This is a genomic window from Methylomagnum ishizawai (genome assembly GCF_019670005.1).
Classification (GTDB): domain Bacteria; phylum Pseudomonadota; class Gammaproteobacteria; order Methylococcales; family Methylococcaceae; genus Methylomagnum; species Methylomagnum ishizawai.
Map to the genome: position 1 here is coordinate 1,692,507 of NZ_AP019783.1, position 22,908 is coordinate 1,715,414.

The following is a 22,908-nucleotide window of genomic DNA, read 5'->3' on the forward strand; positions in this document are numbered from 1 at the left end:
CATATATGCCTTTTTAATCAATTACTTACATGGTTTTCGCATTTATTCAGGGACAATCCGGGGACACCGAACCACACCGCAGACTATGCGTTCCCCGCCCGGATCAATCTACAAGCATCGTAGGACTTTCACCCAAAAGCCGGTAGACGCTGGCTTTGCTCAGTTTGTACTCGGCCATCAAGTCCTTGATGAGTACGCCCGCCGCCCGCCTCGACTTCAACTCCTCCACCTGGGCTGGGGTGAGCTTGGCCTTGCGCCCGAACTCCACGCCCTTTTCCTTGGCCGCTTCGATCCCGTCCAGTTGGCGCTCCTTCCTGATTTCGGTCTCGAACTCCGCGATGGCCGAAAGCATATTGAACATGAGCCGCCCTGTTGGGGTGGTCGTGTCGATGGCTTGGTCTATGACCTTGAGTTCTACCTTTTTCTGCCTGAGCGAGTCGGCAATCTGGGTAAGGTGCAGAGTGGAACGGGCCAGTCGGTCCAATCGGCTGATGACCAGGATGTCCCCCTCCCGCAAGTAATCCATGCAGGCCTTGAATTCCGGGCGCTCGGCGGTGGTGCCGGTGCGCTTTTCCTGGAATACCTTGTCGCAATCCTTGAGTTTGGCAAGCTGCACGTCCAGGGATTGCCCGACGCTGCTTACCCTCGCATAACCTACCTTCGCCATGATGTTGCCCTCCCGGATGTCTCGAAACGTCTTAAACATTCATGGAATCATATTATAAGACATGGAAAGAGACACGCAAGAACCTGGGTCTTGAAAAGTATACTTTTTAGGACTGAGGCCCAAGGGTCCGGGGGGCGATTTTCGGGGAGGGTTCCGTACAGGGGAAATTTCGGCGGGAGGGAGACGAACGCGGGGCGACTCGTGCCGGTGGAGCGGGCCGGGATTGGCTCCGGGCAGGCCAAGCCCGGCGGGGTTCAGCCGATAGCCTTCAGGCGGTTGCGGCGGGGTTCGGATTGCTCGCCGAAGCGTCCAGGTCTTTGGGCAGGATCAGCCCGAACCGGCTAATCTCGCTCAATTGCCGGGGCTGGCGTCCCGGTTGTAGCTTGCCGCTAACCTGCACATACGCGCCTTCGGTCATGTGCGCCCGGTCGGCTTTTTCGTATTCGTCGGCGGTCAGGGCCACGCGGACACGGACGGTTTCGCCCTCCTGTAGCAGCAGGGCCAAAACCACTTCCCCGGCCCGCTTGCCATCCTCGCCCATTTCGCCGTTCAGCCGTTCGACGGTCCCGATATAGGTGTCCTTGATGTGGCCTTCGCTGGCCCGCAGTTCGCGGCGGATTTCCTCGATGCGCCCGAAGTAATCGCGCTGGAAGCGCAGCGGTCGGGTCAGCCGGTCCCGTTCGTCCACGGCTTCCTTGGCGGACCAGTCGAAGAACACGTCCAGGGAGTTTTCCAGGGATTCATCGTAGAACTGCGTCAGCGCCTCGCAGAAGTTGGAGGACAGCAGGGGTTCCGGTGCCCGCTTGAGGTCCGCCACCAGGGCATCCAGGGTGTCCGCTTCGATAGCCCGGATAAGCTGCTCCATGCCGCGCTTCAGGGTGAGGGTGACGCGGCGGACGAAGGGCAGGCAGGTTTCATTCAGCGCGAGGGTGCTTTGCACGTCGAGGGCGTGGACCGGGCAGGAGACGCGCAGCACGAAGCTACCCGGCTCGGTATGGCCGAAGCGGGTTTTGTCGATGAGTTGCAGGGCTTCGGTGAGGGTCAGGCGCGGATGGTGGGGGCGCGGGCGCATGACGGTACAGGCCGACGCCTTGAGCAATTGCTGTGCGCCGGACACCAGCAGGGCCGCGAAGCCCAAGGGTAGCGTGTGGTCGGTGCCGTGGTTGTCGAACACCCGGAAGCGTAGCGTGTCGTCGTTGATGGCCAGGGCGCGGTTCAGCAGGGACCGGGGCGGGATGCCCAGCATTTCGGCCAGCTTCTCGAACACAAGGCCGGTGGTTTCGGCATAGTCCGGGGCGGTCATGTCCATGGGGAACACCAGTTGCCGCCGGGGGAAGGCGGGATTCCGCAGCACATAGAGCCGGTCGGCCAGGGCTTCGGACAGCATTTCCCAACCCAGCGATTTGGCGAAGTCGCGGAGGTCGAGGGGTGTTACCAAGGTGTCCGGGGTCATTCGGCGAACTCCTGATAGCGGGGGATGTCGTTGCGGGAAAGCCGCGTCATGAGGGCGAGCAATCCGTCCGGGTCGAAGCGTTGGCCCTTGGGTAGATAGACCGTTTGGGCCGTGGCGTTGGTGGAAGGTTTCGCGCCCCGCAGGCTGGCCCAGTAGGCGCATTTCCGCAGAATCAGGGCGTCGTCGTCCAGGGCGAGCCAGTCCGCCGGGTCGGCGGGCAGGAACAGCACCACCAGGAGCCGGGGTGTCGAGACGGCTTCCGTGCGTAGGTCGTTGTAGCGGTTGATGCCTTTCAGGCTGTAGGACCAGAAATCCCCGTGGTCGGTGGGCGGTTGGACGGTGGCTTTGAGTTGCACCTTGATGTCGATTTCCTCCCGGTAGCCGCCGCCGGGGAATGGTCCCCAGCCGGTCAGTTCGGCGTCGATTCCGGCGTTATCATCGTGCCTGGAACCTACTTTGCAGCCAACTCCGGCCTTGGCCGCGACGGCGTGCAGGTAGGCATAGCTGAGTTCGGATTCGATGTCGTTGGCGGAAAGCGGTTTCACGGTGATGGCCTGTTATTGGTTCGGCTTTCAATACTGCCCCATGTGTTCCACCCGGAAGGCTTGATCCGGCTCCACCCGGTTTTCCTTGGGGATATACCGGGCAATCCAGAATTTCCCATCATCCCGCTGGGTCAGCAATACCGGCGGGCCATAGGTTTTATGCTCCGCCCGCGCCTTTTCCCGCGTCTCGGGATTATCAAGGAGATGACCGCCCTTGGTTTCCACCAGCAGAATCCCACCGCCCCGTGTCCGGTCCTTCACGCCAATGACGAAATCCGGGTAATACCCGTCACCTTCGGGAATGATGAGACGCACCGACCACGGCTTGCGTGGTGGGTTACGGTGCCACCACAGTACGTTTCCCGATGCGTTGGCGTCGAGGAGTTCGGCGAACTTCCGTTCGGGTTCGTTCAGGTCCGGTGGCATGATGCCGTAGATATTAAGGCGGGAACGGGCCGCGCCCGGCAAGGCTTCGACCTGGGCGGGCAAGGGCGCGGTGTCCAAGATTTCCTTATCGCGGGCCATACAGGCCCGCACGGCATCGCGCACCAAATTCGGATAGGTCGCTAGGATCAGGTTCAAAGCCCGCCGCAATTCCCCTTCGTCCAGCCCGATACCTTGCTCATCGTTGTATTCGAGGCGCAGCGCGGCCAGCAAGGCGTCTTCGAGGTCGCGGGGGTTGTAGTATTCGGCTTGGAATAACACCCTTTGCGCCCGGCGGGCCAATTCGGCATGGGATAGCTTGGCCTGCACGGTGTCCACCGATTCGGTGTCTTTCCCGAAAATATCGGCCACGGTCTTGCGGGTGATCCTGACGGTTTTCCGCAAGCCCGCCGCCAGCACATCCCCACTGAGTTTGAGATACGCCCCGGCGCATTTCACCACATCGGTTTCGAGGGGTAGCTGTTCTTTTTTAAAGCGGGTCGGCATTCCTTCCCGCAATGGAAACAACGCAGCGCCGGGCAAGGGCGCGGTCAAGGTGGCGCTATTGCTTTTGCCTTGATAGATCGCGGCGGTTTCGGCCTGGGGCACCCAGGAGAAACCGGGCAAGGTTCCCGGCACGCCATAAACCACCGCCTCGGGATTGGGCGCGGTTGCGGCGGGTGCGCCGCCCGCCGGTTTCCAGGCCGGAGGCGGGTAGGGATTCGGCAATAGGCTGGTTTGCCCGTCTTGGGAATACTGCACTTGGGTTTCCCCGCCCACCCGCACCGTGAGCGCATAGGGGCTGATCTCCGACAGTTCGGTTTGCAGGACGTTGATTTTCTCGCCCGCGCTAATCAGCCCGCTTTGGCTCTCCGGCTCGGCCAGGAACACATAGCCGAACCGCAGCAATTCCGGCAAGGTCTTGTCCGCCGCCTTGGCTTGCAATTGCCGATGCACGCGCAGGATGCGCCCGACCACTTGCACACCGAAATCGGTATCTTTGGCCCCGCGCATGGAAACCACGGTGAACGCCCGTGGCGCATCGAAACCCAAGGCCACGGCCATTTTGAACAGCAGGATTTCCTTGCTGTCGTCGAAAGCCACGGTCGCCAAATCGTCGTTGGGTTCGTCGGCGGTATAGGACGCGATGGCCGCTTCCGGCACGCCCAGGTTCAGCAGTTTGGCCTTGGCGTCCTCGATCACGGAAACGCCCGCCGGGCCTTTGTTGCCCACCTGTACCAACAGCAACGGGGTGAAGGTCGCGCCGATGGCGGCCAATCCGGCTTTGATGGCGCAGTGGGCTTGCCACGCCTCCGCCAAAGCCGTGGCCGGAATGTCGGTGAACGGTTTTTGGTCGTCCGCCGCCAAGTAGGCGATGGCTTTGACGGAACCCTTGATCAGCCCGGCGTCCACGGCGTGCTGGCGGGATACGGCGATGCGGTGCAATTCGCCGATCCCCGCCGCCTGCTTGAATTTCCTCACGTCGGCATCGTCGGGCGTGGCGGTAATCAGCAAGGTGAATTCGGGGGCGAGGACTTCCCGGTAGAACTTCACGGCTTCGGTCGCGCCGGTAAAGCCGTGATGGGCTTCGTCCACCACCACGCCGATACGGAAACCCGCTTCCCGCAAGGCCGGGATGAAATCATCCAGCGCCAGGGCGGTGTCGCCGTTCTTGCGGAGTTTGCGGGTATCGGCCCGTTTCGCGGCCACGGATTGCCAGGTCGTCACGAAGACATCGCCGCTGCGGCTGGAATAGGCCACGCGCTCATTGGCGAGGTCGCGCACCCGTAGCCCGGTGAAATGTTCCTTCATCGCGGCCTTGGATTGCTCCACCAAGTTGGCGAACGGGGTGAACCAGAACCAGACGATTTTGGCGTTGTGGTGATGGTCCGGGGCGGCGAAGGCTTCGGCAATCATGCCCGCCATCAGGGTTTTACCGGCCCCGGTCGGCGCTTCCAGCAGCACGCAGCCGTTGAAGGCGCTGGCGGTGCGGCGGCTGTCCGCGTCGGTGGCTTGCTGGATTTGGCTTTCGGCGTAGCGGAAGATTTCCAGGGCGTTGTTGACGGCGTCCTGTTGGTAGCCTTTGGGTGTGGGTACGCTCATGGTTTGGCCCCCAAGCCAAAGCGGTTGACCAGGAATTGCGGAATCGGTTGGAGGCTGGCCCGTTCGTCTTCGAGGTATTGGGCCAGCATACCGGGTTGCCAGGAATACACCACGGCGCTGCCGTGGGTGACGATGGCTTGTTTGACAAGTTCGACCACCGCCGCCGAGAGCTTCGGCACGTAGAGCATGGCCCCTGGGTCGAGGTCCGCCTGTTGGATGGGTTGGGCGGATTGGTAGGGCGTGAGCGTCCCGGTGTGGATCAATTGCAGGGCGGTCCACACTTGTTCGTGTTCGATGGCGCTCAGGATGGCTTCGGGGGATATTCGGCGGGTGCGGAAATAGGCAAAATCGCCGCCCGTACCTGATGTACTTCGATATCCTTGAATTACATTTTTTACCCGAGCGGCACACACATCGCGGCAAATATTTTTATCTGGCTCATCCTCTGAATTTTCACGATTAGATACCAAAACAAAATGGCGTCCAAAATCATCCTCTGTGTTTAATTCTAAAACCGCTTGCGCCGTAGTCCCGGACCCGGCAAAGAAATCCAATACTACATCACCGGGCTGGGTTGCCTGCCGAATTAAGCTCCTTATAAGAGATGGAGGTTTTGGATGGTGGAATGCCTTAACTCCGAGAATTGCGGTTATTGCATCCGTTCCCTCTCCGCCTCGCTGTGAGCGCAATAATTCAATCTCTTCATCCATGTCATGATAAATATACTCGACTTCTTCATTAACTCCCGCAATCCAACTGCTTACAGGTGCCACCATCTTCTCTTTATTTTTTAAATATGATTTTTTTGATGGTCTTCCGGGCGCAATTGGCTTGCCTATCCAAAAATCCAAGTCTGGTAAATCCTCACGCAATAGCGGTGTTTTCTTTTTTGGCAAAATTGGCCCCCTCCCTTCCTGGATTGCTTTTATTAACTCTTCTTTGCTATCCCACCACATTATTTCTTCCGGTTTGCAGCGAGGAAACGCGATTAATTTCTTTTTAATTAAAGACTCCATACTTTCTGTGCGAATCTTGCTATTTGGTTTTATCTTTCTTTCCGTTACATACCGCCAAACAGCATTTGGATCACAGGGATACCAATATTTTGTCTCAGGGTCATAAATGGGGTAGTAAAGGTTTTCACGCTCTTTGAATGTCTTGTTGCAAGTAATCGGGTCGAGACTGTAGGGACCGTTTGGGTCGTTGTCTGGGTTACGATATTTGCCAAGCTCAAGAGTTTTACCATTGAACTGAAAACCTGAACCTGCAAAAGCTAATACATGTTCATGTACTTGGCTAAAATTGCCACCCGCGTCATTTCCGGTATCTTTTGTTCGCCATACGAATGAACCGATCCGCATTCCAGAAAAAACCCTATCTAACAGCAATTCTAGTTTTGCGCGATTTTCATCATTGATAGAAACCAAAATTACTCCATCTTCGCTAAGTAATTCCCTAGCCAGTTCTAACCGCCGGAATAGAAATTCCAGCCACTTGGAATGCCGGTAGGTATCTTCCTTGTCGATGAACCTGTCGTTGTAGATGAAATCCCGGTTGCCGGTGTTATACGGCGGGTCGATATAAATGCACTTCACCCGACCGGCATGGGTCATTCTCAGGAAGCGCAGGGCGTCGAAGTTGTCGCCCTCGATGATGAGGTTCTGGAACGGCGCTTCCCCCACCGAAAGCCCGGCATCGAAATCCAGCGCCACGAAATCCTCGTTGATGGCGCTCTCATGCTCGATCTCGTCGCGCTCCCACACCAGCCCGAACGTCGGCTTGCGGTCGCGGGTGCGTAACAGGTGGATGAGTTGTTCGCGGGTGTAGCTGTCGTAATTATCGGCCATGGGTTCCTCCGGGGTGCGATTGTCCCACGCCACGGCGTTGCGGTCATTGCGGCGTGGATTTTCCGGGCAATAAAAAACCCGCGAGGCGCGAACCTTGCGGGTTTTCCGTGGGCAATTGGCGGAGATGGCCGGGATTCCACCCGAACGGCCAGGGCCGCGCCCTGGGTGGTCGATGCCACACGGTCGGGGGGTAACGGGTCCGCGCCCTGGTGCAGGACGCGAAGTCCATTTCAAGGCAAGCGCTTTGACACCCTGGACCGCTCGGCAAGAAGCGCCCGGTTCAACAGTTGCCCCGCCACGGCCAGCGCCCGCCGCCGTTCCGCCGCGTATTTGCGGGCGGACCATCGGGTTCTAACGTCCTGCCGCGCCGCCTCGACGCTCAACCCGTCAACGAAAGTTTGGGCCAGGACGAGGCGTAGCGACGGCTCCATCAACGGCAACACGCGCTCCACGCGCATCGCCCAGCGCCGCGCCGCCCCCGCTCTCGCGCTCAGCAAGACATCCCGCCGCCCGCAACCGCTCGCCCGCCATTCGCCCCAAACCTTGAGCGCCGCCCGTGTCCCGGCTTCGCTCAGTGCGCCATCAAGCCCCGATTCGATCATTTCGCCCAGGTGTTCCACATGGTTTTGATAATGCGGACGCGCAAATAAAAAAAGGCGGTTTATAGTCCGCCTACATTAACACTATTTTACCACTAAACCTTTAAATATCAAACATTTACGCATGTTTGAACCTTGGTTTTGGCCGGATTTTACCCGCCGTTTAAACCCGCCAAGCATCATCGCCAAACCCGAAACAAACCCCCCGGCCATTCTAAAACCTCCACTTATTCCCGATTTTCTGGAATCGCCGCGCCCCTGGTGTGCCCCGCCACCCTCAAGCGGTGTGTCCGGCCTTTCGGTAGGGACAGCCCGGAGCGGCCATGGGGGCCGGAAACCCGTCAGAGCATGTGTAGCGCCCTCCTACCCCATCGACAATCGACAAAACCGACAAAACCCCGGAAGGGGCTTGGGAGGTTTTGTCGGTTTTGTCGATAGAAGTTCAGGGCGTAGGTCCACAACCGCCTGGAAAACAAAAAAATAATAATAAAATTAAGGTCTTAAAGACCTTTAGAGACAAATGCGACAAATCGACAAAACCCACCCTTTCGGAGCGCCGGGAAGGGTGGGGCCGGGGGTTTTGTCGAGTTTTGTCGATGGCGCTTATCGACAAAACCCCCCTCAGGTGGCTTTTGTCGAGAGGAGCCGGGGGTTCACCAGATAGACGACCGAAGGCCGCCCCCCCTTACCGCCCGTTTCCGATGGATGGCGGTCGAGTCCGTCCGAGAGGCAACCCCATTCCTGTAGCAGCTTGATCGCCGCCAGGAGCCGTTCCGTGGTGCGGAACCTGGATTCCAGCGCCTTTTGGAGTTCGCGCCGGGTGAAGCCGTCTAGCCGGTGGGCCTTGATCCAGGCCAACACCGCCCCGGCGTCGTCCTCCGCCTTGCCCGCGCCCATCAGCGCGAACGCCGCCAGGGCGTGTTCGACCAGCAGGTCTCCGAGCGCCAGCGCCCGCGCCATGCTGTCCGCACCGACCGATTCGACCCCGGTGCCGTTCGCCGCCAGTTCCAGCAGCCCGGCGATACGCGCCACCGCGCCCGGAAGCTTGCCGGTCCAGTCGTTGATGTCGGCCCATTTACAGCCCGCGCCCTGGTTGGCCTCGACGTACTCCGAGAACTCCAGCCAGTATTCCAACGCCTCGGGTGTAAATGGAATCACCCGAGGCTTGTCGGTCGGTTCCACCAAGCCGTCCAGCATGGCGTGGATATTGGCGTTCCACGTTGCCTGCACCTCGGGTGGAACGGCCCGCCGGTCGCGCACGTTGCGCCTGCCCACCGTGCTGACCGGCATGGCGTAGAGGAACCGCGCCAGCAGCCCGCTACCCCTAAAATTCCGGGACTTCGCCACGTCCGCCAGGATGTCCGGTTGCAGCAGCAGCCCGAACGACAAGGTTGGTCGGTCGATATGGGCCAAGCGACCGGCCCGGTCCACCCGGATCGGGCTTCCACAGTGGGATTGGAGGAAGACATCCAGCGAAGCCCGCCCGCCGCTGTACTGGCCCGACATGATCTGAAAAACGCCACCCTCGTCGGCGAGGATGCTCATGCGCCCACTATGCTCGGCCAACATGGCTTGCAGGCGTTCGGGGGTCACATCGCCCGAGAACAGCCGGGGCGGGATCAGTTCGGCCGGAGTCCCCTCGATCTCTTTTTGGATGTCGGCCCGAAGGCGTTCCCGGTCCTCGTCGGTTTTGGCCTTCGCCGCGACACGCTTCAACTCCTCGATGCGTTTCTTGGCGACCTCCCGCGCCGACTCCACCCGAGCGATGTCCGGGCGTATCCGGTCGCGCCGGCACTTCTCCCAGGCCAGCAAGGGTTCCGTCAGCGCGGCAAGCACCGCGGATTTCCGGGAACCGGACGGCGCGGCGCTCAGGGTCCACAGGGCCAGTACCTCGCGGTAATCGTCGCCCCAGGGCGCGACCTCGAAGCGGCCTTGCAGGACCGTTGCGAGGACGGATAGCGCGGTCATCACCGCCAGGGCTTCGGGCGTTTGGGTGCTTGCGGCCACCGCCGCCGCCATGTCGCCCGCCCAGCCGGGCAAGGCCGAAGCCGGGATTTGCGGGACGCTGTGCGCGGGCAGGATGGGTTCCGGCCACGCCTCCGGCCCATTCGAGGGCGGGGTTTTGCGTGGGGCGGGCTTGGGGGTCGATACGCCCGCCCCTGGTGGCGGGGCGGCACCATCGATCAAAGCCTTGACAGGGGTTTGGGTTCCGCTCATATAACCCCCTGCGTGGATTTCAGGCAAGAATTTCTATAGTCATTAAAATCCCCGATAACCGGAGGAATCGCCACCATCCCAGAAACCAGTCGCGCCGCCTCTATCGCCGCCGCCTGTCCGGTCCCGGATTCGTCATTATCCCCGGCGAATACCAGCCGGGCCGCTGGATAGAACTCCCTCGCGACCTTCCCCGCAGCGGCCATGTTTCCAGCGCTGAAGCTGATGAATACCCGGTATCCGGTTTCCTCGAACAGGCTCGCCCCGGTCGCGAACCCTTCGCAGACAATAACGGTTTCAGTAGCCGGACCAATCACGAAGAATAGCCCCGTGGTCCGCCCGCCGGAAATGAAGTCTTTGGAACGCTCCAAGGGTTCCGGGGCTGTAGCCCAAATCGCTTGGAGATTCCAAATTTTGCGGTCCTTATCGACCATCGGAACCAACAGCGCACCGGGTATCACGATGCGCCGCCAGCCTTCCGGGGTCTCGATCCACTTGGGCCAATCTCCCACCCGCGCCCCATGGGCTGATACCCTTTTCAAGGCAAGGTATTCATGTGGACCAGGACTCGCCGCCCGCCAAATCGCCAGGGCTTCATCGGCACGCTTCACATGGCGGGCCAGGGTGTCCCGGTCCCGCCGCTGTTTCCGGGCCTCGAACTCCCGGCGCAAGATTTCCCGTTCGGCGGGTGATAGGGGTTTCCGGTCCTCTGGAAACCATGTCCCGCCGAACCCCCGCCGTTTATCCTCGAAATACACGCATTGCGGATAATCCAAGTAGAAACAATACCGAAACCCGGTATATCCGCGCTTATCGTCGGCGCTCCGCAAGCCATGAAAAGCCCCATCCGCCCGAATCGTCCCGACCAATTCAAGGCCATAGCGGCTTTGAATAAAACCCCTGAATTCTTCGGTTAAAAGGTGAATCGATGTATAATTGGCTTGTGTTGAATTTTGACTTTTACCGGCCCCTGCCATAGCGGCAGGGGCTTTTTTTTGGCTACCTAACATCGCCACCCCCCGCGCTCTCTTCCACCCTCTGCGCCTCAAGCATCGCATCCAGCATCCGGCGGGCTTCCTCGACTTGGGCCGGGATCCAGCTCTGAACGATGTACGCGAAATGCGCCGTATCGACGCTGATGTCGAGGCTCGCATCGTGCAGCCAATCCACATGAATCCGCAGCCGGTGCGCCAAATCGAACAGGCCGAGCGAGCTACCGACCCGGCCCAAGGATTGACCGGATAACCAACGTTTCGCGGTGGCCTTGGTGATATGGCAGAAGACTGCCACGGTGGCCGTGTGGTCGCGCTCCGGTATACCTGCATAGTCCAGCGCCATGCCCAGGCGCTTACCCAGGAGCGCGGCGGTTTCGCGGGCTTGCGAGGTGTTGTGTGGGTTATTCATGGCCCACCCCCACAGTGTCCTTGTTGCTGACTTGCCGGGGTTCCGGCCCGAAAGTGTCGATAGCCGACTCTACCCTATCCACCAAATCGACGATGACCCCGAGCCTTTCTAGCGCGATAGCATTTGCGCGGGCCAAGTCGTCGGCGTCTACTTCGATCCGGGCCGGATCGCGGGAGGCGATGGTTTCGAGGGTGAAATGGCTCAGCCGCAGCAAGGATTGAACACCGAACAATTCGGAAACCAGCTTGCTAATGGTGGCCTGGATTTCGGGCGCGGTGGGGGTGGGTTTTTGGGTGGAGGGAATGATGGGCGCAACTGGGGCGCTGGGGGTCTTGGCAGACATAGGGAAGGCTCCTGTAGTTGAGTTTGGAGCCGTCGCCGTTTGCGTTCCACGGCAAGATGGCGACGGATCGGCGGGGGTGGAACGCCAGGACGCAGCCCTACAGGCTAGCCGCGTCAGGCACCCCGCTCGACCCGTCATAGACATGGGCAGGTCGGACCGCAAGGCACAAAAAAAGCGCCCCGGTCGGCAAGATGGCGCTGTGCGCCTGTAGGACTGGCGGGGGTTCCACGCCCCGGCCCCGGCCAGCGCCGGGGCTTTTTCAGGATGGGCGAAGATGGGCGGGCATGTCAAGCCCGCCGCGTTGTTGGACGTGGGCGTGGTCATGCCGCCTCCGCCTTGTCTTCCCGGTTCGTGCCGAAGCAAACCCGGTCGAGGTCTTCTTTTTTGAATTGGCCTCCCAACTCCGCCAGGAGTTCGGCTTCATGTTCAGAACCAATGAGCGGAGGCGTGGTGACGCGGCTCAGCGCAAGAACGCAGAGAGACAAACGCCGCGCCGCAGCTTCGGAAATCGAAATGGAATCCTTAGGATTCATGCGGCATCCCTCACATCACGATTGCGGAGGGAAACCAATTCGCGAACCAGGACTTTGATTTCGGCATCGGTTTTCCCAGCGATGCGGGCGTTGATAATAGAATCAACCTCCATATCCGGCCACGCGACACACCGCCCGCCAAGGTCCACAGGCGGGGTAAATAATCCATCCTTGATGAGTTGATATAACTTCGTGCGCTGGCAGCCGTAATGGGCCAGGACTTTGGGTAGACGTAATAATGAACGCGCCATGACAAAAACCTCACTGATTATGCTGATTGATTCGCCAAGGGTCGCCAGTGTTTAAGCGACCTTTGACGGAAAACAACATAAGCGCGGTTTTTTCACGACTAGCGGCAAAATGTGAAAACCACTCTAACCGTGAAAAAGTTCTTATTAGGTGTGAAGGTAGGTGTGAAAACTATGGGCCGATTACCCGAAAGAAGAAGGTATCAGGGCTTGACAGCGGGTTCAGTGTTGTTGTCTTGAGCGCGAATTCTCGCCATTCGGTTCTCAAAAGTTCTTTTCTTGAGTTCCTTTGTATCCCCCTTTTTGGTTTGCCATTCCAATTCGTTATTGCACCAAGATTCAATAGGGCTTCCGTGGGCTTTTTGGTAGTTTTTTAGTTTTCCCCAAAACACCTTAGTTTTTGGTTTACCTAGTGTATGCCATAAAGCAATAGCCCACCGCCAGAACTCTGTTCTAGCCGTTTCGTCCTCATATTCGCCGGGCTTGGTACTGGGTTCGTGTCGGGCCGGTTGCCCTTCCTGGTGGTCTTCACAAGCGGCTTGCGGGGTGGATTCGGGGGTGGGTATTGATCCTGGCAGCAGGGCAGATTCCCGCGCCCCTGGCCGCTCATAGTCCGGTAGGGCTTCCCTCAGTTCCCATTCCTCCACTAAGGTAAGCGGGTACATGAGGTCGGGGAGAAATCGCCGTATCAACCCCGAATCGGGATGGGTTATAGCCTCCAACAGCTTGCTGAATTCTTCCTCGCTCAGCGGAGCGGGGTGATAACCGGGGGTTAAATCCTGGCGGAACCATCCATCCCCAGAAAGAGCCGCGATAATCGCCGATTCGCTCAAACCCCGTTTTCCCTCCCGCTCGGCCAACTGCGCGTAGGACAAATAGCGTTCCGGGTTATGGAGCCTTTCCAACTCATCCGCATCGAAAAAGAGCGGCTGCAAGCAATCCTCCAGGTTGGGTATCTCCGGGGCCAATTCCCGCCGCTGTTCAGCCACCCAGTGCGAATAATCAACCTCCCAAGCGCAGCTATAGCGGCCCGTCCGCGCCCGGATAAACCCACGGCTCAACCATATCGCGATTTCCCCCGGCGTAACCTCGTGTCCCGGTTTATCGAACCGCCGCCGCAGAATATGCAAGGTGGCTTGGAACCCTATGAAGCGCTCTTGGACATGCTCCGCCGCTCGCAAGGAAACCAAGCCCCCGTTCTGCCGCCGCCAATTGAAATCGCCCGAGTTTCCGGGCGGAAGGGTGGACACATAGCCCGCGACATCCTCACACCGGACATGGAACCGCCCAAGCTCGGCGTTATCGGTGACACCCTCCTCATAAAGGGTGGGCCAAGACGCATCGACCAGCACGGGCTTACCGCCCGCCACCGATTTCATTTTGAAGCCGTGGTAAAGCGCTTTCCGCCCTTCCGCATCGTGAATCCGCAACCCCCCTTCAAGCTGTCGATACAGCCTGATAAGCGGCGCTTCCCGATAGTAATGGGAACCCAGTTCAAGCAACCCCAAATATTCCACAAGGCTGATTCGGTCCACGGGAAGACGGCCTTCCTCGCCGCCATCCAAATCCCAACGGAAATGTTCCCTTACCGCATCGGGTATCAGGGGGTTATCGCAGAACTCGACGGGTTCGCAGAACATGAATTGATTGGCCTTGCCCAGCAGCCCTTTCAAAGTGACTACTTCTTCTTCCTAAGTAATTGATATGTCGAGACATGTGGCTGTTTCGGGTCGTAGGGCGGTTTGTCGATGGGCTTTTTCGGGCCGCGCGGATGCTTTTTGAGGGTACGCAACGGGATGTTCCGGGCGGTTTCGCGCAGCCACGCGGCGAATTCCGCCGGGGTTTGTTCGGAGACGAACAGCCAGTCGCCGACCCCGCTGAGTTGGATGAGCGCGAGGAAAGTGGCGGCGATCTCGTGGGAGAGATAATACCCGGAGATATCCTTGGACACGGGTTTTCCATGGGCGCAGTCCAGCGCCGAGATCATGACCGAGAAGAGGTTATAGGCGACCAGGGCCAGGGCGAATCCGAACAGGGCGGCCTTGGGATAGGCCAGGGTTTCGATCTCGGACTTGAAATGTTTTTCGACGTGTTGGAACGCGGTTTCCAGGGTCCAGCGCCTGCGGTAGAGGTCGGCGACGGTGGCGGCGGGTATGTCCGCCGGGAGGTCGGTCAGGATATCGACGAAGGCATCGCCGTCGCGGGTGGGTTGTTCGAGTTCGACGCGGACGAGGCGATAGGGCCGCCCGGCCACGCCGACCCGCTTTTCCAAAAGCCGCCCGCCGCCCTGTTCCCCGGCCTGGGAAAACAGGGTTTCCTCGGTCAGCGGCAGGTTCAGGTGCAAGCGCATCAAGGCGTGGGCGTTCCGGCCCTGGAGCCGGTCGAGGAATCCCACGGTGCAGAAGTTGCGGTCGGCGATCCACAGTTCGCCGGCCTTGGGGATACCGGCCACGGCGTCGAGCAGGCGGCGCTCCTGGGCATGTCCGTCCTCGCAAGGGAACACGTCCCGCATCAGGCGGCGCTCCGGGTCGAACACCACCAGCGACTTGCCCGGCAACGCGGCACCGCCGACCTCGCGGTGGACGGCGAGGCGTTTCTCGCTCGCCGCCAGACAGTTGCCGTCGAGGAGGCGGACCGGATAACCCGGCAACCAGGGTTCGGGGGTGAAACCCAGGGCATCGAGAATATCCGACAGGTCTTCCGAGGTATCGCGCAGCAGGGCTTGGGACACGGATAATTCAACGCCCTTGAGTTTCTCGTAGAGCGCGGATACCGTTACCCCCAGGGGTTCCGGGTGTTTCTGGTAGGCCGCGTTGATCGAGGGATGGACCTTGAGGACCACGCTCAGCATGAGGTCGCACACCGTCGAAAATAGGATTTCCCGCGTGTATTGCTCCTTCGCGTTCTCCAGGAAAATCCTGTCCAGCCTCTCCGCCGCAAAGCAGCGTTCCAGTAGGCCGTGCAGCAGGCAGGACAGGGGCATTTTCTGGCGGAATAGCTCTAGCATTGATCTCGACTATTGGTGTTGGTATGTTGAGCGCCGATAATACTATCGGTTATTTCAGTTTGAAAGGGCTGGCCTTGCCCAGCCATTCATTGAACTCGTCCAGCCACACATAAACCCGCGCCGGGAACAGTTTGGCCGAAGCGATAACCCATTCTTGACGGTCTTCGACCTCGGGGAGGCTTCTCGAACCCAAGTCCCGCCGCAACCGCTCAAGATTCCCGCAAAGTTCCTCCCACTGTGAAGGATACAACTCCCCCCGGATGCGGTTATGCCACTGGAAAGCGGAAGGGAAATCGGATTGCGGCGGTAAGACCCCGGTATCTCCACGATCCCGCAGATACCCGGCCAATGAATCGGGCGGAATTTCCCGACCGCTGGCAAATGGAATAGCCCACACCAAGAGCGCGTCCCGCCCCTGTATCTGATGGATGATCGGCATAGCGCCCCCTTGACGCCAATCCCCTTGAGGATGGAAACCACGCCAGCCGGACAAGGGGTATCCGGTTTTCGCCCGGCCAAAGGCTAGGCGTGGTTTTTTCGATTACCCGGTGTGTTCGCTGTTGCTGCCTTCCCCAATCGATGACCGCCAAGCCCGCGGGCTTCACGCGCCGCGCCGGATCGGAACTCCCCTGCCACCCTCAAGCCGACTTGCGGAAAGTCGCCCGGATCACCGTCGCCTCGTTCATCAGGCCGTCCAAGTATTCGGCCCAGGCGGCAAGCATCTTGGCCCGTTGCTCCCGGTACTCCGCATGGGAATACACCCCGCGTAGCCCCCGGATCGCGTGGGCCAGCGCGGCCTCGATCACATCGGCGGGATAGTCCATCTCGTGCAAATGGGTGGATAAGGTATGGCGGTGGTCGTGGATGTGGTAATCCTCCATCTCGCAGCTTGCACAAATCACCCGGTGAATCCCGCCCAGGTTGTTCCCGTTCATCGCCCGCGCCGGGTCGGTACGCATCGGGAACACCCAGGGGCTTCCGCCCGCCAGCGCCTTCAGTTCCGCGAACATCTCCACCGCCTGCGGCGACAGGGGAACCCAATGTTCCCGCCCGGCCTTCATCCGCGCCGCCGGAATCACCCACTCGCCGCGTTCCAGGTCGATTTCCACCCAGGCCGCGCCCGCCAGTTCGTTCAAGCGCAAGCCCAGCATCAGCAACAGGTGCAGCCCCAGCTTATAGCCCCGGTAGCAGGAAGATTGATAGAGCGCGGTCAGATAGCGGCGGATTTCCTGGGCCTTCAAGTACCGGGTGCGCTTTTTGCGGGTGCCGATGCGCTTGGGCGTGATGGCCGCAGCCACATTGCAGGCTATCCACTCGCATTCCACCGCATAGGCCAGAACCCGGCGCATCGACCCATGGGCTTCCAGCGCCGCCGCCTCGCCCCGCCTTGCCCGCAGGTCGTAGAGCATCAGCCGCAGCGCGTCCATGGTGATTTCCTCCAAGGGCATCGCACCAAACGCCGGGACCAAGTGCCGTTGAATCACGCCCCAAGGCTTCGACGGGTCTTTCCAATCCTTTTCCAGGCACTCGGCCCGGTAGCGTTCCGCCGCGCCCGCGAAGGTCATCCGGTTTTCCCGCGCCCGCGCCGCCACCTTGTCGGCCTCGGCCTGGGCCTTCGGGCAAATCCCCTGCCTGACCAGCTTGCGGGCGGCTTGGTGCCTCTCCCGCGCCTCCGCAAGCGACAGATCGGGATAGTAGCCCAGGCGGTATTTCACCTTCCGGCCCTCGATGCGGTACTCATACATCCAAACCATCTCGCCGCCCGCCCGAACGATCAAGGCCAAGCCCTGCCCGTCCGCAAGCTGGAAATCCTTGTCGGCGGGTTTGGCTTTTTTGCTTAGAAATAAATGGGTTAGCTTCATTTTGTCCCCGTGATTTCAGGAAAAGCGCCCCAGGATCATAGCGCGGGGACAATTCCGGGGACAAACAAGGCCGGATTCGAGCGGACCATAGCGGAAGTAGGCGGACATTAAAAAGGCCGCAAGCCTTGATTTTTCAAAGCTTTGCGGCCTTTCCCGGACGTTACCGGACTCAGCTAGCCATTACAGGCTGTAGTACATATCGTACTCGACCGGATGGGTGCTCATGCGCAGACGGGTGACTTCCTGCATCTTCAGGTCGATGTAGGCGTCGATCATGTCGTTGGTGAACACGCCGCCCTGGGTCAGGAACTCGCGGTCGGCGTCCAGGGCTTCCAGCGCCATGTCGAAGGAATGGCAAACCTGCGGGATGGCCTTGGCTTCCTCGGCGGGCAGGTCGTACAAGTCCTTGTCCATGGCGTCGCCGGGATGGATCTTGTTCTGGATGCCGTCGAGGCCGGCCATCAGCATGGCCGCGAAAGCCAGGTACGGGTTGGCGGTGGAGTCCGGGAAGCGGACTTCGATGCGGCGGGCCTTGGGGTTCTGCACATAGGGCACGCGGATGGAAGCGGAACGGTTGCGGGCCGAGTAGGCCAGCATCACCGGAGCCTCGAAACCGGGCACCAGGCGCTTGTAGCTGTTGGTGGAGGCGTTGCAGAAGGCGTTCAGCGCCTTGGCGTGCTTGATGATGCCGCCGATGTAGTACAGCGCGGTCTCGGACAGGCCGCCGTACAGATCGCCGGTGAACAGGTTCACGCCGTCCTTCGCGATGGACTGGTGGACGTGCATGCCGCTGCCGTTGTCGCCGACCAAGGGCTTCGGCATGAAGGTCGCGGTCTTGCCGAAGGCGTGGGCCACGTTCTGCACCACATACTTCAGGGTCAGCACTTCGTCGGCCTTCTGCACCAGGGTGCCGAACTTCACGCCGATTTCGCACTGGCCGGCGGTGGCGACTTCGTGGTGGTGGACTTCCACGACCAGGCCCATGTCCTCCAGGGTGTTACACATGGCGGAACGCAGGTCCTGCATGGAATCGACCGGCGGCACCGGGAAATAACCGCCCTTGATGCCCGGACGATGGCCGATGTTGCCATCTTCGTAGACCTTCTCGGAGTTCCAGCCGGCTTCCTCGGAATCGACCTTGTAGAAGGAACCCTGCATGGAAGCGCCCCAACGCACGTCGTCGAACACGAAGTATTCGTTTTCCGGGCCGAAGAACGCGGTGTCGCCGATGCCGGTGGATTTCAGATAGGCTTCGGCGCGTTTGGCGATGGAGCGGGGATCGCGCTCATAGCCCTGCATATCGGCGGGTTCGATGATGTCGCAGCGCAAGATCAGGGTCACATCGTCGAAGAAGGGATCGATGACGGCGGTGCTGGCATCCGGCATCAGGATCATGTCGGATTCGTTGATGTGCTTCCAACCGGCGATGGAGGAGCCGTCGAACATCTTGCCGTCCTCGAACATGTCCTCGTCCACGGTGCTGGCCGGGATGGTGACGTGCTGTTCTTTGCCCTTGGTGTCGGCGAAGCGCAGGTCCACGTAGCGGACTTCCTTTTCTTCGATCAGTTTCAGTACGTCTTGTGGCGTCATTCTTATCTCCTCAGGGGTAAGAGCTAGGGTTGCAAAAACCGGAAGCGGGCTGCGATACAAAATTCACACCAATCCTTGTGGGGGTCGATTCTTCCGGCCTGGAAGTCGGCGCGGCATCGCTACGCACCGTGATCGACCCATCGACGCACTACTGTGGCGCGAATCCTTCCAGGAATCCTCGGATACCGGCGACGCCCTGGGCACCCCGGTGTTTGGCTTCCCCCACATCGGCGGGCAGCAAGCCACCGAGGGCGTAGACCGGCAGCGCGACCCGGTCCACCAATCCGGCGAAAGCCTCCCAGCCCAAAGGCGCGGTACCGGGATGGGAGGCCGTGGGCCGCACCGGGGACAGCACGGCGAAATCGACGCCGATGCGCTCGGCGTGGCGCAATTCATCGGCGTTGTGGCAGGAAGCGGCGACCCAAAACGGTGCATCCAAGGGCCTGGCGTCCAGGGCCAGCAGCCGCGCCGCCGTCAGGTGGACGCCGTCGGCACCGCTGTTCCGGGCTAGTTCCGGCGCGGCGTTCAGCAACAGGCGGATTCCCAGGCGTTGGCACAGGGGCACGGCATGATCGACCAGCGCGGCGAAATCCAGCGGATTCAAGCCCTTGGCCCGCAGTTGGACCATGGCGATACCGGAGGCCGCGAGCCGGTCCAGCCGGAGTTTCAAACCTTCCAGGCGGTCGCCGTCCAGGATGGCGTAATGGTCGGGCAAGCGGGCGGCGGTGACGATGGGCCGGTTGGCGGCGGGAAAATCGAAGTGGGGCAGTTCGTCCGGGTGGACCCAGCGGATCGGTTGGCCCTGCAAGCCCTTGGGGGTGCCGGCGAAGCGCTCGACCCGCCAGACCGAGAGCCGGACCCGCCGGTCGGGATAATCGTGGCGGAGGTCGATGAGGGGGGAGGCTTGCTCGGTGTCGATGTCGAGTTCCTCGCGCAGTTCGCGGCGGAGGGCGGCGGCGGCGGTTTCGCCCGGCTCCAGCTTGCCGCCGGGGAATTCCCATAAGTCGCCCTGGTGCAGATGGGCCGGGCGCTTGGCGATGAGGATGCGGCCCTCGCGGTCGTGGATCACCCCGGCGGCGACTTCCAGGATGGGCGCGGCTGGGTTCATCGCGGAAGTCCTGGCGGGGGCGCGGTCCTGGTTGGGCATGAAGTTAGGGAAATCGGGGGATTAGGGATCAAAACCATTCTAGGGCGCGGCATTTTAACAAACTGTTTCGCGGCTGGCTTGCCCGTGTGTGCTTTGGGGCGGCGCTATTCCAAGGCCAGGATGAAATCCCATTGTTCGGGGCTGACCGGCAGGATCGACAGCCGGTTGCCCCGGCGCAAGAGGGCGAATCCATCGAGTTCCGGGCGGTCTTTCAGTTCGGCCAGGGTGATCGTGCGCTTGAGCTTGCGCACGAAGCGCACATCGACCATCAGCCAAGCCGGTTGTTCGGGGCGGCTCTTGGGGTCGTAGTGCTTATGGCCGGGATCGAAGGCGGTGGGGTCGGGATAGGCCGCCCTGGCGATTTCGGCCAGCCCGACGATGCCGGGTTGTTCGCAGTTGGAATGGTAGAAGAATACCCGGTCGCCCGGCCGCATCTGGTCGCGCATCATATTGCGGGCTTGGTAGTTGCGGACCCCGTCCCAGGGTTCGGTCTGGCCGGGGCGGCGTTCCAGGTCGTCGATGCCGAATTCGCCGGGTTCGGATTTCATCAGCCAATGATTCATGGCGTGCCTATCGATAAATAGGATACGCATAGAAAAGCGGGGTTGGGTTGGTGCATTGTTTGGGAGTCACACTCTTTCCCATGTATCTTGGGCGGTGAGTGTATATGTGACCATGACTCGGCCATTCCTAGGCGCACGGATAAGCCTGTATCTTGTGAGCTGACCGCTAGATGGCCAATACGCATCGAAGCACAATCGTTGCTCCGCTGCACTCCAACTTACATTGCTAATCGAGGCGACTTCTCCATCGCTGTTATCACGGCCGCTCACGAGCAATTCACCTTCGTCATAGGCAATGGAAAATTCGACATCGGACAGGCCATCACAGGATTGCCATGTGCCAAGCAATGGATTTGGTACCAACTCGACGATCACAGCCATTCTCAGCGTCCTAACTTGAAGGAATAGAAAGCCCGCTCGGTCGCCACGCCGTCCAGCGGCACATCCCAAGGCTCGGCGGGCAGGCTCGCGTATTTCTGGCATTCGTGGGCCAGCCCGATCAGCAGCGGGGCACGGACCGCGCCGGGTGCCTTGAGATAGGCGAAAGTGCGGTCGTAGAAACCGCCGCCCATGCCGATGCGGTGGCCTTGGCCGTCGAAGGCCACCAACGGCACCAAGGCCAGATCGAGTTGGCCGGGATGATCCAGGACAGGGGTGCCGACGGGCTCGGGGATACCGTACTGGTTCGGCAGCAGCGCGGTATCTGGGCGGTATAGGCCGAAGGCGAGATGCTTATGCGGGGCGAAGCGGAGCAAAGGCAGGAACACGCGCTTGCCGCGTGCCCAGAGCAGGGCGATCAAGGGGCCGGTATCGGTTTCGCCGTCGTTGGGGAGATAGGCCGCGATGGTGCGGGCCGATTCGAGCAGGTGGAGCAAACCGGCCTGCCGGGCGAGGCTGGCGCCATGGCGGAGCGCGTCTTCGGGACTCAAGGCGCGGCGCTGGGCGCGGGCTTGGCTGCGGAGGGTTTGGGGAAGGGTCATGCGCGAGAATGCTGGGGGCTTGGGATGCGGAGACCAGCGCCGGTTCCTGACCGCCAGACGAGGGAAGGAATGTATTCCCCGCCTGCGCCGTAACTCACTTTCGCCCTTGAACCGAATGGTTCAGGTGGGACCAAGAAGTACCGAATCAGGCTTTCCGCTCGGGGCGGACTTGCGCACATCGCGAACTCTAATGGACCCGGGGTTTTGGATTAGGCTCAAGAAGTAACCCAGTGGGCTTCGCACGCCGCAGGGAATACGCGGGTCCAATTTAGCGGAGTTGGGCCGGGACCGCAACACCGGCTTATTCGGGGGGGCGGTTGCCGCGGTTCCGGGGTGGACGCTCGGGATATTCGCCCGGCACCTCTTGCGGAACGCTGCGGCGGTGGGCTTGCAGCAGCTCATGGGCGATGTTCAAAGCCGCCATCACCGCGATGCGCTCGGTGCCGATCACCCGACCGGTATTGCGGATTTGGCGCATCTTCTCGTCCAGGTAGCGGGCGGCGAGCAAGAGGTCGTGCTGCTCTTCTTCCGGGCAGGAAATCGGATATTCCTTGCCGAGGATTTGCACTTTGATCAGGGGATTCGGTTCGCTCATGATTTCGGGTTCCAGGGAGGCGGGGGCGGGCGGTGCGGCGTCTAGGATAAAGGAATTACCCGAATGTCCACAAGGCAAGCCCGCAGCCGCCAAGCCGACCCGAAAACCCGCCCCGTCCATACATGACCGGGAGGGCGGGCGTATAATGCCCGGATGGAAGCCCGGCCAGTTTGGTGCCGGAAAACGCCTTCCGCCCACCCGTCCCTTTCAACCCAACCCCACGGTTTAATATGGCTAAGATCACTTGGTCCGATATCGAGGATACGCTCCCGGAGGACTCCGAGTGCGGCAGTGCCGCCGAGGCCCATGGGTTGTTGTCCGGCCTCCTGTGCATGGATGGCGGGGCCGATCCAGGCCGTTGGCTGGAATTGACCCTCGGCCCCGACGCCGAACCCCTGGACCCCGTGGCCTCGTCCGTGTGGCAGCAATTGTTCAAGGAAACCCGGCGGCAATTGGAGGACTTCGATTTTTCGTTCATGCCGCTGTTGCCGGACGACGACGACGGCACCCTGGAAGAACGCGCCGACGCCCTGGGCGAATGGTGCCGGGGTTTCCTGCTGGGGCTGGGCTATGGCTCCAACGTCTCGGATTGGCCCGGCGAATGCACCGAAATCCTGCGCGATTTCGCCGAAATCACCCAGCTCGATCCCGCCAGTTCCGGCGACAGCGAGAGCGATGAAACCGCCTACGCCGAACTGGCCGAGTATGTCCGTGTGGGCGTGCAAGTCGTCCAGCGCGAACTGAGGGCGCGGCCCTCCCAACCCATCCGCCTCCATTGATTCCCG

23 protein-coding genes and 1 other RNA gene are annotated in these 22,908 nt (G+C 60.6%); 1 reads left to right on the forward strand and 23 read right to left on the reverse strand.

The window, feature by feature from the left end; translation table 11 throughout:
• Positions 1-103: 103 nt before the first annotated feature.
• From K5658_RS07775 to K5658_RS07885, 23 genes are all read right to left on the reverse strand, one after another.
• A complete protein-coding gene (locus K5658_RS07775; RefSeq protein WP_221066380.1) occupies positions 104-667 on the reverse strand; it encodes a recombinase family protein in 564 nt (187 codons plus the stop codon).
• Between the two features lie 268 nt (positions 668-935).
• Entirely contained in the window at positions 936-2,120 is a 1,185-nt protein-coding gene (locus K5658_RS07780; protein WP_221066381.1) for a hypothetical protein, read from the reverse strand.
• Positions 2,117-2,665, reverse strand: a complete 549-nt coding sequence (locus K5658_RS07785) for a DUF4365 domain-containing protein (protein WP_221066382.1) — start codon at positions 2,663-2,665, stop codon at positions 2,117-2,119. The genes K5658_RS07780 and K5658_RS07785 overlap by 4 nt, the downstream gene beginning before the upstream one ends.
• 27 nt (positions 2,666-2,692) lie before the next feature.
• A complete protein-coding gene (locus K5658_RS07790) occupies positions 2,693-5,191 on the reverse strand; it encodes a DEAD/DEAH box helicase (RefSeq protein ID WP_221066383.1) in 2,499 nt (832 codons plus the stop codon).
• Positions 5,188-7,038 carry a site-specific DNA-methyltransferase gene (locus tag K5658_RS07795; protein ID WP_221066384.1) on the reverse strand — a complete coding sequence of 617 codons (1,851 nt, stop codon included), beginning with the start codon at positions 7,036-7,038 and terminating at the stop codon, positions 5,188-5,190. The genes K5658_RS07790 and K5658_RS07795 overlap by 4 nt, the downstream gene beginning before the upstream one ends.
• Positions 7,039-7,268: 230 nt before the next feature.
• Positions 7,269-7,640, reverse strand: a complete 372-nt coding sequence (locus K5658_RS07800) for a hypothetical protein (protein ID WP_221066385.1) — start codon at positions 7,638-7,640, stop codon at positions 7,269-7,271.
• Between the two features lie 618 nt (positions 7,641-8,258).
• A complete protein-coding gene (locus K5658_RS07805) occupies positions 8,259-9,854 on the reverse strand; it encodes a YfjI family protein (protein WP_221066386.1) in 1,596 nt (531 codons plus the stop codon).
• Positions 9,851-10,861, reverse strand: a complete 1,011-nt coding sequence (locus tag K5658_RS07810; RefSeq protein WP_221066387.1) for a toprim domain-containing protein — start codon at positions 10,859-10,861, stop codon at positions 9,851-9,853. Before K5658_RS07810 ends, K5658_RS07805 begins: the two co-directional genes overlap by 4 nt.
• Positions 10,851-11,255 carry a hypothetical protein gene (locus K5658_RS07815; RefSeq protein WP_221066388.1) on the reverse strand — a complete coding sequence of 135 codons (405 nt, stop codon included), beginning with the start codon at positions 11,253-11,255 and terminating at the stop codon, positions 10,851-10,853. Before K5658_RS07815 ends, K5658_RS07810 begins: the two co-directional genes overlap by 11 nt.
• Positions 11,248-11,598, reverse strand: a complete 351-nt coding sequence (locus tag K5658_RS07820) for a hypothetical protein (protein WP_221066389.1) — start codon at positions 11,596-11,598, stop codon at positions 11,248-11,250. The genes K5658_RS07815 and K5658_RS07820 overlap by 8 nt, the downstream gene beginning before the upstream one ends.
• A 320-nt stretch (positions 11,599-11,918) precedes the next feature.
• Entirely contained in the window at positions 11,919-12,131 is a 213-nt protein-coding gene (locus K5658_RS07825; protein ID WP_221066390.1) for a hypothetical protein, read from the reverse strand.
• On the reverse strand, positions 12,128-12,382 hold the full coding sequence (locus K5658_RS07830) for a helix-turn-helix transcriptional regulator (RefSeq protein WP_221066391.1): 255 nt from the start codon (positions 12,380-12,382) through the stop codon (positions 12,128-12,130). The genes K5658_RS07825 and K5658_RS07830 overlap by 4 nt, the downstream gene beginning before the upstream one ends.
• A gap of 200 nt (positions 12,383-12,582) precedes the next feature.
• Complete coding sequence (locus K5658_RS07835) at positions 12,583-14,052, reverse strand: hypothetical protein (RefSeq protein WP_221066392.1); 1,470 nt, start codon at positions 14,050-14,052, stop codon at positions 12,583-12,585.
• 5 nt (positions 14,053-14,057) lie between these two features.
• Positions 14,058-15,386: a transposase gene (locus K5658_RS07840; RefSeq protein ID WP_221063785.1), complete on the reverse strand. Its 1,329-nt coding sequence runs from the start codon at positions 15,384-15,386 to the stop codon at positions 14,058-14,060.
• Positions 15,387-15,435: 49 nt separating this feature from the next.
• The gene (locus K5658_RS07845; RefSeq protein ID WP_221066393.1) at positions 15,436-15,825 is read right to left on the reverse strand and encodes a hypothetical protein; all 390 of its coding nucleotides are present in this window, start codon (positions 15,823-15,825) and stop codon (positions 15,436-15,438) included.
• Positions 15,826-16,024: 199 nt separating this feature from the next.
• Positions 16,025-17,248: a tyrosine-type recombinase/integrase gene (locus K5658_RS07850; RefSeq protein WP_221066394.1), complete on the reverse strand. Its 1,224-nt coding sequence runs from the start codon at positions 17,246-17,248 to the stop codon at positions 16,025-16,027.
• A 180-nt stretch (positions 17,249-17,428) separates the two neighbouring features.
• A complete protein-coding gene (gene glnA / locus K5658_RS07855; RefSeq protein ID WP_221066395.1) occupies positions 17,429-18,838 on the reverse strand; it encodes a glutamate--ammonia ligase in 1,410 nt (469 codons plus the stop codon).
• Between the two features lie 148 nt (positions 18,839-18,986).
• Entirely contained in the window at positions 18,987-19,946 is a 960-nt protein-coding gene (locus tag K5658_RS07860; protein ID WP_221066396.1) for a Nudix family hydrolase, read from the reverse strand.
• A gap of 143 nt (positions 19,947-20,089) precedes the next feature.
• A complete protein-coding gene (locus tag K5658_RS07865) occupies positions 20,090-20,548 on the reverse strand; it encodes an EVE domain-containing protein (protein ID WP_221066397.1) in 459 nt (152 codons plus the stop codon).
• A 66-nt stretch (positions 20,549-20,614) separates the two neighbouring features.
• Positions 20,615-20,929: a hypothetical protein gene (locus K5658_RS07870; RefSeq protein WP_221066398.1), complete on the reverse strand. Its 315-nt coding sequence runs from the start codon at positions 20,927-20,929 to the stop codon at positions 20,615-20,617.
• 2 nt (positions 20,930-20,931) lie between these two features.
• On the reverse strand, positions 20,932-21,528 hold the full coding sequence (locus K5658_RS07875) for a 5-formyltetrahydrofolate cyclo-ligase (RefSeq protein WP_221066399.1): 597 nt from the start codon (positions 21,526-21,528) through the stop codon (positions 20,932-20,934).
• A 71-nt stretch (positions 21,529-21,599) separates the two neighbouring features.
• Positions 21,600-21,784, reverse strand: a non-coding RNA gene (gene ssrS, locus K5658_RS07880) — 6S RNA.
• 45 nt (positions 21,785-21,829) lie between these two features.
• On the reverse strand, positions 21,830-22,123 hold the full coding sequence (locus K5658_RS07885; protein WP_221066400.1) for a cell division protein ZapA: 294 nt from the start codon (positions 22,121-22,123) through the stop codon (positions 21,830-21,832).
• A 230-nt stretch (positions 22,124-22,353) separates the two neighbouring features.
• On the opposite strand from K5658_RS07885, the gene K5658_RS07890 reads away from it, so the two are divergent.
• Positions 22,354-22,902, forward strand: a complete 549-nt coding sequence (locus tag K5658_RS07890) for a UPF0149 family protein (RefSeq protein WP_221066401.1) — start codon at positions 22,354-22,356, stop codon at positions 22,900-22,902.
• Positions 22,903-22,908: the final 6 nt, after the last annotated feature.

Excerpts from the sequence above, each read along its gene's own strand:
- K5658_RS07840 (WP_221063785.1), bottom strand. The coding sequence starts at position 15,386 with ATGCTAGAGCTATTCCGCCAGAAAATGCCCCTGTCCTGCCTGCTGCAC.
- K5658_RS07820 (WP_221066389.1), bottom strand. The coding sequence starts at position 11,598 with ATGTCTGCCAAGACCCCCAGCGCCCCAGTTGCGCCCATCATTCCCTCC.
- K5658_RS07875 (WP_221066399.1), bottom strand. The coding sequence starts at position 21,528 with ATGACCCTTCCCCAAACCCTCCGCAGCCAAGCCCGCGCCCAGCGCCGC.
- glnA (WP_221066395.1), bottom strand. The coding sequence starts at position 18,838 with ATGACGCCACAAGACGTACTGAAACTGATCGAAGAAAAGGAAGTCCGC.
- K5658_RS07885 (WP_221066400.1), bottom strand. The coding sequence starts at position 22,123 with ATGAGCGAACCGAATCCCCTGATCAAAGTGCAAATCCTCGGCAAGGAA.
- K5658_RS07870 (WP_221066398.1), bottom strand. The coding sequence starts at position 20,929 with ATGGCTGTGATCGTCGAGTTGGTACCAAATCCATTGCTTGGCACATGG.
- K5658_RS07800 (WP_221066385.1), bottom strand. The coding sequence starts at position 7,640 with ATGATCGAATCGGGGCTTGATGGCGCACTGAGCGAAGCCGGGACACGG.
- K5658_RS07850 (WP_221066394.1), bottom strand. The coding sequence starts at position 17,248 with ATGAAGCTAACCCATTTATTTCTAAGCAAAAAAGCCAAACCCGCCGAC.
- K5658_RS07815 (WP_221066388.1), bottom strand. The coding sequence starts at position 11,255 with ATGAATAACCCACACAACACCTCGCAAGCCCGCGAAACCGCCGCGCTC.
- K5658_RS07790 (WP_221066383.1), bottom strand. The coding sequence starts at position 5,191 with ATGAGCGTACCCACACCCAAAGGCTACCAACAGGACGCCGTCAACAAC.
- K5658_RS07865 (WP_221066397.1), bottom strand. The coding sequence starts at position 20,548 with ATGAATCATTGGCTGATGAAATCCGAACCCGGCGAATTCGGCATCGAC.
- K5658_RS07890 (WP_221066401.1), top strand. The coding sequence starts at position 22,354 with ATGGCTAAGATCACTTGGTCCGATATCGAGGATACGCTCCCGGAGGAC.
- K5658_RS07805 (WP_221066386.1), bottom strand. The coding sequence starts at position 9,854 with ATGAGCGGAACCCAAACCCCTGTCAAGGCTTTGATCGATGGTGCCGCC.
- K5658_RS07795 (WP_221066384.1), bottom strand. The coding sequence starts at position 7,038 with ATGGCCGATAATTACGACAGCTACACCCGCGAACAACTCATCCACCTG.
- K5658_RS07860 (WP_221066396.1), bottom strand. The coding sequence starts at position 19,946 with ATGAACCCAGCCGCGCCCATCCTGGAAGTCGCCGCCGGGGTGATCCAC.
- K5658_RS07810 (WP_221066387.1), bottom strand. The coding sequence starts at position 10,861 with ATGTTAGGTAGCCAAAAAAAAGCCCCTGCCGCTATGGCAGGGGCCGGT.
- K5658_RS07830 (WP_221066391.1), bottom strand. The coding sequence starts at position 12,382 with ATGGCGCGTTCATTATTACGTCTACCCAAAGTCCTGGCCCATTACGGC.
- K5658_RS07780 (WP_221066381.1), bottom strand. The coding sequence starts at position 2,120 with ATGACCCCGGACACCTTGGTAACACCCCTCGACCTCCGCGACTTCGCC.
- K5658_RS07775 (WP_221066380.1), bottom strand. The coding sequence starts at position 667 with ATGGCGAAGGTAGGTTATGCGAGGGTAAGCAGCGTCGGGCAATCCCTG.
- K5658_RS07845 (WP_221066393.1), bottom strand. The coding sequence starts at position 15,825 with ATGCCGATCATCCATCAGATACAGGGGCGGGACGCGCTCTTGGTGTGG.
- K5658_RS07825 (WP_221066390.1), bottom strand. The coding sequence starts at position 12,131 with ATGAATCCTAAGGATTCCATTTCGATTTCCGAAGCTGCGGCGCGGCGT.